Annotated in this window: 8 protein-coding genes and 1 pseudogene; 1 reads left to right on the top strand and 8 read right to left on the bottom strand. The window is 69.4% G+C overall.

The features are described from left to right. From ACFSL4_RS07045 to ACFSL4_RS07010, 8 genes and pseudogenes are all read right to left on the bottom strand, one after another. Positions 1 to 1175, bottom strand: a 1175-nt coding sequence (locus tag ACFSL4_RS07045) for a pyridoxal phosphate-dependent aminotransferase (protein ID WP_381079666.1), incomplete at its 3' end; no start/stop codon positions are given. A gap of 163 nt (positions 1176 to 1338) precedes the next feature. Beyond that, positions 1339 to 2484: an aldose epimerase family protein gene (locus tag ACFSL4_RS07040; RefSeq protein ID WP_381079664.1), complete on the bottom strand. Its 1146-nt coding sequence runs from the start codon at positions 2482 to 2484 to the stop codon at positions 1339 to 1341. Positions 2485 to 2670: 186 nt separating this feature from the next. Then, positions 2671 to 3915: a multiple monosaccharide ABC transporter permease gene (gene mmsB, locus ACFSL4_RS07035; RefSeq protein WP_381079662.1), complete on the bottom strand. Its 1245-nt coding sequence runs from the start codon at positions 3913 to 3915 to the stop codon at positions 2671 to 2673. Next, positions 3912 to 5462, bottom strand: coding sequence for a multiple monosaccharide ABC transporter ATP-binding protein (gene mmsA / locus ACFSL4_RS07030; RefSeq protein WP_381079660.1), 1551 nt, complete (start codon positions 5460 to 5462; stop codon positions 3912 to 3914). The genes mmsB and mmsA overlap by 4 nt, the downstream gene beginning before the upstream one ends. Before the next feature lie 40 nt (positions 5463 to 5502). After that, positions 5503 to 6612 carry a multiple monosaccharide ABC transporter substrate-binding protein gene (gene chvE / locus ACFSL4_RS07025; protein ID WP_381079658.1) on the bottom strand — a complete coding sequence of 370 codons (1110 nt, stop codon included), beginning with the start codon at positions 6610 to 6612 and terminating at the stop codon, positions 5503 to 5505. A 71-nt stretch (positions 6613 to 6683) separates the two neighbouring features. Beyond that, positions 6684 to 7649, bottom strand: a complete 966-nt coding sequence (locus ACFSL4_RS07020) for a hypothetical protein (RefSeq protein WP_381079656.1) — start codon at positions 7647 to 7649, stop codon at positions 6684 to 6686. A 121-nt stretch (positions 7650 to 7770) separates the two neighbouring features. Next, positions 7771 to 8798: pseudogene (locus ACFSL4_RS07015) on the bottom strand (zinc-dependent alcohol dehydrogenase). After that, on the bottom strand, positions 8795 to 9952 hold the full coding sequence (locus ACFSL4_RS07010) for a mandelate racemase/muconate lactonizing enzyme family protein (RefSeq protein ID WP_381079654.1): 1158 nt from the start codon (positions 9950 to 9952) through the stop codon (positions 8795 to 8797). The pseudogene ACFSL4_RS07015 and the gene ACFSL4_RS07010 overlap by 4 nt, the downstream one beginning before the upstream one ends. Positions 9953 to 10224: 272 nt before the next feature. On the opposite strand from ACFSL4_RS07010, the gene ACFSL4_RS07005 reads away from it, so the two are divergent. Beyond that, a partial coding sequence (locus ACFSL4_RS07005; protein ID WP_417820274.1) for an SCO2400 family protein occupies positions 10225 to 10561 on the top strand: 337 nt, incomplete at its 3' end.

Genomic DNA, 10561 nt, shown 5'->3' with positions numbered 1-10561 from the left:
GCCGCCGTACCCGAGCTGTAGCCGGTCCCTGTGCCCAGCTCGGGTACGGCGGCTCCCCTCCTGGCCCCGTAGAGCACCTGCTCCAGGGCGGACACCAGGCGACGCACGTCCACCTCGGGGCGCACCACGAGCCGCAGGAAGCGGCTGGATGAACCGATCTTGTTGCCGCACTCGCGGACCAGGATCCGGTGCTCGGTCAGCAGCCGGTCGCGGACCACGGTGCCCTCGGCGCCCACGGGCAGGCGCACGAACAGGAAGTTGCCCTGCGACGGGTAGACCGTCAGACCGGGGAGCTGGGCGAGTCGGCGGGCCATGTCCAGGCGGTCGCGGCGGACCTGGTGCAGGCTCTCCATGTACTCGGCACCGTGCTCCTTCAGCATGAACACCACGTGCTCGGCGAAGGAGTTGAGGTTCCACTTCGGCAGCATGGAGCGGACCTTGCCCGCGAGCGCGGGGTTGGCGACCAGATAGCCGAAGCGGATGCCGTGCAGACCGAAGTTCTTGCCGAGGCTGCGCAGCACGATGACGTTGGGCCGCATCACCGCGTCCTGGACGACGCTCGGCTCGTTCTCCGCGTCGGCGAACTCCAGGAACGACTCGTCGATCACGATGAGGTCCAGGTCCGCCATCGCGTCCATGAACTGCACGAGCGCCTGGCGGTGCACGAACCCGCCGTCGGGGTTGTTCGGGTTGCAGACCACGGCCACGCGGGTGCCCCGCTTGCGGATGAACTCGGCGTACCGGCCCAGGTCCAGCGTGAAGCCGCCGGACTCCTGCAGCGGGAACATGTCGACGCGCTTGCCGGTCTCCATCGGCTGGTCGGTCCAGCGGCCGAAGGTGGGGACGGGGACGGCGAGGGACTCGTGGACCAGCAGATGGTCGATCCAGGTGATCAGTTCGGTGGAGCCGTTGCCCATCGCGACGCACTGCGGCGGGAGCTGGAGCAGATCGCACAGCTCGGCCGTGATCGTGTCGGCGCTGCTCGGGTAGTAGGTGACGATCTCGCGCAGCCGGCCCGCCATCTCGTCGAACATGGCGGGGGTGGGGAAGTAGGGGTTGCACGGAATACAGAAGTCCACGGGGCCCGTCCCGTCGCCGCCCTCCCGCGTCAGCGCCGCCATCGACGGGCTGTGCGCCCCGTTGCCGCGGAACAGCGAGGTGACGTTGTCGGCCATGGAACCTCCGTATGGGGCGGACCCGGTGGGCGGGCGGGTCCGTCGTCTGTGGGTGGCCCGCGCGGGGGAGCACGGGCCACCCGGTCATACGGATACGGCGGGGACGCCGTTCAACGGGTCGGAAAACGGCGTGACTTCGGGGACCGGAGCCACCGCGGACGCGTCAGACGCCGAACGAGTGGATCGTCGTCGTGCGGTAGGTCTGCCCCGGCCGCAGCACGGTGGACGGGAACGACGGCTCGTTGGGCGAGTCCGGGAAGTGCTGCGTCTCCAGGCACAGGCCGTCGCCCTGCCGGTAGGTGTGCCCGGAGGTGCCCACCAGCGTGCCGTCGAGGAAGTTGCCGGAGTAGAACTGCAGGCCCGGCTGGTCGGTGGCGATCCTCAGGGTGCGTCCCGAGTGCGGGTCCCGCAGGGTCGCGATGTGCTCCGGCCGCGCCGTGACGCCCTTGTCGAGGACCCAGTTGTGGTCGTAGCCCCTGGCGGTGACCTGCTGGGGATGGCCGGCGCGGATGTCCCGGCCGATCGGCTTGGCCCTGCGGAAGTCGAAGGGGGTGCCCGCGGCCCGGGCCAGTTCGCCGGTGGGGATCAGGCCCGCGTCGGTGGGCGTGTAGCGGCTCGCGGCGATGGTGAGCTCGTGGTCGTGGATGCCGCCGCTGCCTTCGCCCGCGAGGTTCCAGTACGTGTGGTTGGTGAGGTTGACGACGGTCGGCTTGTCGGTGGTGGCCTCGTAGTCGATGCGCCAGTCGCCGTGCCGGTCGAGGGTGAAGGTCACCTTCGTCCTGAGCGTGCCGGGGTAGCCCATCTCGCCGTCGACACTGGTGTAGTGCAGGACGAGACCGACGTCGGAGCCCTTGGTGAACGGCTCGACGTCCCAGACCCGCTTGTCGAAGCCCTTGGCTCCGCCGTGCAGGCTGTTGACGCCGTCGTTGACGGACAGCTGGTGGGTCGTGCCGTCCAGGGTGAACCGGCCCTCGGCTATGCGGTTGCCGTAGCGGCCGATGGTGGCGCCGAAGTACGGGCTCTTCGCCACGTAGTCGTCGATGGCGGCGAAGCCCAGTGAGACATTGGCGTACCGGCCGTGCCGGTCCGGGATCTCCAGCGACTGGACGGTGCCGCCGTAGCTGAGGACCTTCAGGCGCGTGCCGCCGTTCTCCAGCGACCAGCGGTGCACCTTCGTGCCGTCGGCGAGCGTGCCGAAGAGCTCCTTCACCGGCTTCCCGCCTCCCGGGGCTGCCTGCGCCGTGCCGATGGTGGCGGCGGTGACGCCCGCCGCCGTACCCGCGATGACCGTGCGTCTGCTCAGTTCCATGTGCGGCTCCCCTTTGTCTTGAGGCTCGGTTCGCCTCCGGGGCGCCTGAGCCGGTGCCGAGGGACCGACCGTGCTCAGCCCTTCGGGCCTTCGCGCGCTCGCTCTCTCGACACCGGCGCGCCCCTTCGGCTCACTCGCCCAACGGAGGTTGAAGGGCCCTACCGGAGCGGCGGGGCCCGAGCTGACCTACGAACCGGACTTGCGCTTGTTCCACACGTCGAAGCCGACCGCCACCAGCAGGGCCAGGCCCTTGATGACCTGCTGCCAGTCGGTGCCGACGCTGAGGAGGTTCATGCCGTTGTTCAGCACGCCGAGGACGAGACCGCCGATGATGGCGCCGAGGACGGTGCCCACACCGCCGCTCATGGACGCGCCACCGATGAACGACGAGGCGATCGCCTCGAGTTCGAAGTTCACGCCCGCCTTCGGCGAGGCCGCGTTGAGGCGGGCGGCGACCACCAGACCCGCCAGGGCCGCGAGCACGCCCATGTTCAGGAACACCTGGAAGGTGACCCGCTTGTCCTTGACGCCGGACAGCTTCGCCGCCGGCAGGTTGCCGCCGATCGCGTAGATGTGGCGGCCGAAGACGGCGTTGCGCATGACGTAGCCGTAGCCGACCACCAGGACGCCGAGGACGATGAGCACGATCGGCGCGCCCTTGTAGCTGGCGAGCAGCAGGGTGAGGACGAGGATCGCGGCGACCAGGGCGACGATCTTCAGCGCGAACAGCCGGCCGGGCAGCACGTCCAGGGCGAACTCCTGCTGCCGGCGCCGGTCGCGCACCTCCTGCCACACCACGGTGGCGGTCAGGACGAGGCCGAGGAGCAGGGTGAGGTTGTGGTAGTTGGTGGTGGGGCCGACCTCGGGCAGGAAGCCGTTGCCGATCTTCTGCAGGGCGTCCGGGAACGGGCCGAGGGTCTGCCCCTTGAGCAGGATCTCCGTCAGCCCGCGGAAGAGCAGCATCCCGGCGAGGGTGACGATGAACGACGGTATGCCGAGATACGCGATCAGGAAGCCCTGCACCGAGCCGGCCACCGCGCCCACCAGCAGGCACAGCAGCACGGCGACCGGCCACGCCACGTGGTGGCTGACCGTCAGCACGGCCGCGGACGCGCCCACGAAAGCCGTCAGCGAACCGACCGACAGGTCGATGTGGCCCGCGATGATGACCAGCATCATGCCGATCGCGAGGATCAGGATGTAGCTGTTCTGCAGCACCAGGTTGGAGACGTTGCGCGGCAGCAGCAGGTCACCGCCGGTCCAGATCTCGAAGAGGACCACGATCAGGCCGAGCGCGATCAGCATGCCGTACTGCCGCATGTTGCGGCGCAGGCCGCTCAGCATCAGGTGGAGCAGGCCCTTGCCCGAGGCCGCTTTGCTGCCGCCCGGCGGCGCGGGGGCCGGGGTCTTGGCGGTCACATCCGTGCTCATCGCGTTACCTCTTTGTCCTTCGTCATCTGGCGCATCAGCACTTCCTGCGTGGCCTCGGCCCGCGGCACCTCACCGGTCAGCCGTCCCGCGGCCATCGTGTAGATGCGGTCGCACATGCCGAGCAGCTCCGGCAGCTCGGAGGAGATGAAGACGACCGCCTTGCCCTGGGCGGCCAGATGGTCGATGACCGTGTAGATCTCGTACTTGGCGCCCACGTCGATACCGCGCGTGGGCTCGTCCAGGATCAGCACGTCCGGACCCGCGAAGATCCACTTGCTGAGGACGACCTTCTGCTGGTTACCGCCGGACAGCTTGCCCACCGACTCGAAGACGGTCGGCGCCTTGATGTTCATGGAGGTGCGGAAACCCTCGGCGACCTGCCGCTCCTCGTGCTCGTCGACGATCCCCCGGCCGGCGACCTTGCGTAGCGCGGCCAGCGAGATGTTCCGGTTGATGGTGTCGATGAGGTTGAGGCCGTAGTGCTTGCGGTCCTCGGTGACGTACGCGATGCCGTGCGCGACCGCCTCGGCGACGGTCCTGGTACGGATCTGTGTGCCGTCCTTGAGGACGGTGCCGCCCGCGTACCGGCCGTAGGCGCGTCCGAAGACGTTCATCGCCAGTTCGGTGCGCCCGGCGCCCATCAGGCCCGCGATGCCGACGATCTCCCCGCGCCGTACCTGGAGCGACACGTCGTCGACCACCTTGCGCTGCTGGTCGATCGGGTGCAGCACGGTCCAGTTGCGGATCTCCAGCGCCGGGGCCGCACCCTCCTGGGGGTGGTGCGGGGTGCGCTCGGGGAAGCGGTGGTCCAGGTCGCGGCCCACCATGCCGGCGATGATCCGCTCCTCGGTGGTCTCGGGCGCCTTCACGTCGAGGGTCTCGATGGTGCGGCCGTCGCGCAGGATGGTCACCGAGTCGGCGACCCGGCGGATCTCGTTCAGCTTGTGCGAGATGACGATCGAGGTGATGCCCTGTTTCTTCAACTCCAGTATCAGATCCAGGAGTTTGCCGCTGTCCTCGTCGTTCAGGGCGGCCGTCGGCTCGTCGAGGATGAGCAGCTTCACCGACTTCGACAGCGCCTTCGCTATCTCCACGAGCTGTTGCTTGCCCACGCCGATGTCGGCGACCCGGGTCTCGGGGTGCTCGTCGAGGCCGACGCGGCGCAGCAGTTCGGTGGCGTGCCTGAGGGTCTCGTTCCAGTTGATGAAGCCGCGTGTGGCGTGCTCGTTGCCGAGGAAGATGTTCTCCGCGACGGACAGGTACGGCACCAGCGCCAGTTCCTGGTGGATGATGACGATGCCGTGCTGCTCGCTCGCGCGGATGTCCTTGAAGCGGCAGATCTCCCCCTCGAAGAGGATCTCGCCCTCGTAGGTGCCGTGCGGATGGACGCCGGAGAGCACCTTCATCAGGGTGGACTTCCCGGCGCCGTTCTCCCCGCAGATGGCGTGGACCTCGCCCTGAGGGACCGTCAATGTGACGTCCGACAGCGCTTTGACACCGGGAAAGGTCTTGACGATCGAGCGCATTTCCAGGACGGGTCCCGCCATGGTCGTGCCTTCCAGTGGTTGGGGTCGGTGGACGCGGCGGTTACTTCTTCAGCTCGGCGTCGGTGTAGTAGCCGCCCTTGACCAGGACGTCCTCGTAGTTGGTCTTGTCGACGCTCACCGGCTGCAGCAGGTAGGAGGGCACGACCTTCGCGCCGTTGTCGTAGGTCTTGGTGTCGTTGACCTGCGGCTTCTTCTTGTTGAGGACGTCGTCGACCATGCTCGCCGCGACCTCGGCGAGCTTGCGGGTGTCCTTGTAGACGGTCTGCGTCTGCTCACCGGCGATGATCGACTTCACCGAGGCCAGCTCCGCGTCCTGGCCCGTGACGACCGGCAGCGGCTTGCTCTTGGAGCCGTAACCGTCCGACTTCAGCGAGGACAGGATGCCGATGGAGATGCCGTCGTACGGCGACAGGACCGCGTCGACCCGCCCCGTCTTGTACGAGGAGGTGAGGATGTCGTCCATGCGCTTCTGCGCGGTGGCGCCGTCCCAGCGCAGGGTGGTGACCTTGTTGAGCGCGGTCTGGCCGGAGCGGACGACCAGCTTCTTGCTGTCGATGTACGGCTTCAGGACGCTCATCGCGCCGTTGAAGAAGTACTTGGTGTTGTTGTCGTCGTTCGAGCCCGCGAACAGCTCGATGTTGAAGGGGCCCTTGCCGTTCTTCAGGCCGAGCTTGTCGACGATGTAGGTGGCCTGCAGCTCGCCCACCTTGGTGTTGTCGAAGGAGGCGTAGTAGTCGACGTTCTTGGTGCCGAGGATCAGCCGGTCGTAGGCGATGACCGGGATGTTCTGGTCGGCGGCCTCCTGGAGCACGTTGTTCAGGGACTTGTTGTCGATGGCCGCGACGATGAGTCCCTTGACGCCCTGGGTGATCAGGTTCTCGATCTGCGAGACCTGGGTGTCCGGGTTGTCCTCGCCGTAGACCAGCTTGGTCTTGTAACCCTTGGCCTGGAGGTTCTTGACGACGTTGTTGCCGTCGGAGATCCAGCGCTCCGAGGACTTGGTCGGCATCGCGATGCCGATGGTGCCGCCCTTGGTGCTGCCTTTGTCCTCCTTGCTGCCGCCCGAACTGTTCTGGCCGCAGGCGGTCAGGGTGAGGGCGAGGGAGGCGGCTGTGGCTATCGCGGCGAGAGCGGCTCTGCGAGTGCGCATGGTGATCAGTCCTTGTTCCTTGTCGTCGTGGAGAGGCGTCGTGGAGAGGGGCGGGGCGCTTCCGGCGGTCGTCAGTCGCCGGTGGGGAAGCGGTTGAGCGGGCCGGGCAGCCGGGAGCCGAGTGGCGCCATGTCGCCGTCCGCACCGTGCCGGGCGAGCAGATCGAGGGCGAGCCGGCCGCGACGCACCCGCTCCCGGGCCGTGTCCAGGGTCAGGTCCCGCAGATGTGCGCCGTAGGGGTAGATCCCCGGTGCCTTGGACAGGCCGAACTTCAGATAGAGCGGTGCGCCGCGCCGGATCAGCTCGGCGACCTCGTACATCCGCACGTACCCGCCGAGGTCGTCGGGGGCCTCGATGTACATGTCCATGGGGGCGGCGGAGACCCGTCGTATCTCCGTGAGGTGACCGAGGGTCAGGTCGCTGGGCACGTTGATCGAGTCGGCGCCCAGGCGCTCGTGGACGGAGTACGACGCGGGGTTGACCGGGCCGACGAGCGCGGACACCTTGAGGGTGGTGTCCGCCGGGATGATGCCCTTCTCCCGGGCCCGGTGCAGGGTCCACAGCACGCCCTCGTCGGCGACGAGCAGGCACTTCACGCCCAGCTCCGTGGCCCGTACGGCGTCCTCGACGCAGCCGGCGACGGCGTCGTGACCGCGGGCCCGCAGCCCGGCTCCGTGCGAGTCGGAGCGCACGGAGCCGCCGATGTCCCAGGTGCCGCGCGGCCCGGTGAACAGGCACAGTTCGATGTCGCGCTCGCCGGTCGCCTCGACCATCTCGGTTATCTCGGAGTCGGTCAGCATCCACACGCCGCTGCCCTGGCTGATCCGGTGGATCGGCACGTCGAGCCGTGCGGACTCCTTGAGGACCACGGCCAGCGCCTCGGGTCCCTCGCACGAGGGGACCTCGGTGCGCCAGCGGCCGCCCCCGGGGAAGGTGTGGGGCGAGGCGTCGGCGGGGGAGGGGGCGGGCGCGCCCAGGCCGAGCGCGGCGAGCGCCTGCTCACCGGGCCTGCGGGCTGCCGTAGCGGAGTCGGTCACAAGGTGTCCTTCATGTTCGGTATTTCGGACAAGGTTCGCGGCTGAGGATGTGGAAGGGCCGGGATGTACGCCGGTGCGGAACCCGTCAGGTCGCTTCGCACCGGCGTACGGCTCGCAGGTGTCAGGGCCGCAGCAGGATCTTCCCGACCTTCGGATCGCCCGCCCCCACCAGCTCGATGGCCTGCGGGAACTCGGCGAGCGGCAGCTCGTGCGTGACCAGCGGCAGGGGATCGAGCAGTCCCGCACCGAAGACCCGCACCGCGTGCGCCCAGGCTTCCGGCGGTGCCCCGAACACGGTGTGCACCTCCAGTTGCCGCACCACGAGGGCGGTCGGGTCGAGGCCCTCCGCGCCCGGCGCCGGGATGCCCGTCAGGACGAGGCGTCCCCCGCGCCGGAGCAGCGAGGCGGCGGTGCGCGCGGCGGACGCGGACCCGGCGGTCTCGATGACGACGTCGACGTCGTCGGGAAGCTCCTCGTCCCGTGTGCGGAAGCCGGTGGCGCCGAACCGCCGGGACAGCGCCTCGCGGTCGCGGCGCGTCCCCACGACCAGCAGGTCGAGGGGGGAGACCGCCTTCAGGAACTGCACGGCGAACATGCCGAGCGTGCCGGTGCCGACGACCGCGACCCGCTCGCCGGGCCGCGCGTCCGCCTTCAGCCCGGCGGCCGCGACGCAGGCGGGGGGCGCCGGTCGCCGCAGGCGGCGGGCTCCAGGAGGGCCGCCGCCGTCAGGTCCGCGCCGTCCGGCAGCACGTGCAGCAGACGGGCCGGCAGGGTGAGGGTGGGGGCCATCGCGCCCGGCCGGGTGAAACCGGTCTCCTCGTAGCCCGCCGTGCACAGGGTCGTCTCGCCCGCGTGACAGCGGTCGCAGACCTGGCAGTTGCGGAAGCCCTCCCCGACGACCTTGCGGCCGGTGAGCGCCTCGGGCACCCCCGCGCCGACCGCCTCCACCGTGCCGGACCACTCGTGGCCGGGGACGAGCGGGTAGCGCACATATCCCTCGGGCCGGTTGCCCTGGTAGACCTCGCGGTCGCTGCCGCAGATGCCGACGGCGTGGACGCGGACGAGCGCCTCGCCGGGGCCGGGCGCGACCGGCTCGTGCGGCACCAGGCGGTGGGTGCCCGGCGCCTCGACGACGACCGCGGTGCTCACTTCGCCCCCTTCGGCCTGCGCTGCTCCCAGCCCTCGGCCCACAGGTCGAACCGGGCCTGCTGCTGCGGGAACTCGGCCGCCGCGTCCGTGTCCAGCTCCACACCGAGCCCCGGGGCGTCGGAGAGGTGGAAGTAGCCGTCGACGACCTCCGGCGCCCCCTTGACCACCTTCTTGATCTCCGCGTCGGCGAAGTCGTTGAAGTGCTCCAGGACCTTGAAGTTGGGGGAGGTGAAGCCGACCTGGAGGGAGGCGGCGGTGAGGACGGACCCGCCCACGTTGTGCGGGGCGACGAGCATGTAGTGCGTCTCGGCGGTCGCGGCCAGCTTCCGGGTCTCCCAGATGCCGCCGATATGGCCGACGTCGGGCTGCAGGATGTCCACGGCCTGGTCCTCGAAGAGTTCGCGGAACTCGATGCGGTCGTGGATCCGTTCGCCCGTGGCGAGAGGGATGTCGGTCTTCGCGGCGACCTTCTGCAGCGCCTTGAGGTTCTCCGGCGGGACCGGCTCCTCCAGCCATGCCGGTGCGAACGGAGCGAGCTCGCGGGCGAGCCGGACGGCGGTGGCGGGGGAGAAGCGGCCGTGCATCTCCAGCATCAGCTCGGTCTTCGGGCCGATGGCGTCGCGGACGGCCTCGATGAGGGAGACGGCGTAGCGGGTCTGCTCGTGGTCCAGCTCGAAGTGCCCGGTGCCGAAGGGATCGATCTTCAGGGCCCGGTAGCCGCGGGCGATGACCTGCCGGGCGGCCCGGTGGTACGCCTCCGGGGTGCGCTCGGTGGTGTACCAGCCGTTGGCGTACGCCTTCACCCTGTCGGTGACCTTGCCGCCGAGGAGCTGCCAGACGGGGACGCCGAGGGCCTTGCCCTTGATGTCCCAGCAGGCCATCTCCACGACCGCGATGCCGGACATGACGATTTCGCCCGCGCGGCCGTAGTCGCCGTACTTCATCCGGCGTACGAGGTCTTCCACCGCGAACGGGTCGGAGCCGAGAATGTGGTTGGCCTCCGCCTCGTGCAGGTAGCCGATCAGCGCGTCGGTGTGGCCCAGCATCCGGGTCTCGCCGACACCGGTGACGCCCTCGTCGGTGTGCACCTGGACGTAGGTCAGGTTGCGCCACGGCGTCCCGACCACATGTGTGCTGATTCCGGTGATACGCACGGCAGTTGCCCCTTGATGCTTCGTCGTGGTGCTGCGTCGGCCCAGATGGATTGTTCGATATTTCGTCACACGTTCGAAATGCTGGCGTGACAGTAAGGAGGGGTCGGTGGGGGTGTCAATGGGGCGCGCGCATAACGGTTTCGGCGAGGACGCCGGTGCCGGTTTCCCGGGCCGTGATCAACTCGCCGCAGATGTTCACCCGCGGTTCACCACACAACTTTCACAGCGGCCACTAGGAACGTCACCGGCAAGGAACTTACTCTTCCCGCGTCATGGACTACTGCCACCCGTGCCGACGGCACCTCAACGGCGCCCTCGCGTGCCCGGGGTGCGGCTCATCGGTCGAAGAACTGCGCGCGTACGCGGACCACGCCGACTCGCACATCGCCGGTGACGGCTACGACGGGGCCGACGCCCACGGCGGCTTCGACGCCCCGGGTGGCCCGGAAGGTTTCGAGGGAACCGGGGCTTCCGACGCGGACGAGCCCGCGCGGCCCGGGCGTGCACAGAACCGGCGGCGGGCCAAGGAGCGCGGGGCGCCCGCCCAGCGTGACCCGGCCGCCGGGGGGCGGGCCGCGCGTCGCGACCGCAAGGCGGCGGCGCACCGGC

It is taken from the genome of Streptomyces caeni, from assembly GCF_042678285.1.
GTDB classification, from domain to species: Bacteria; Actinomycetota; Actinomycetes; order Streptomycetales; family Streptomycetaceae; genus Streptomyces; species Streptomyces caeni.
The sequence above is the reverse complement of the archived record's forward strand: the minus strand, read 5'-3'. Positions and strand labels throughout refer to the sequence as shown.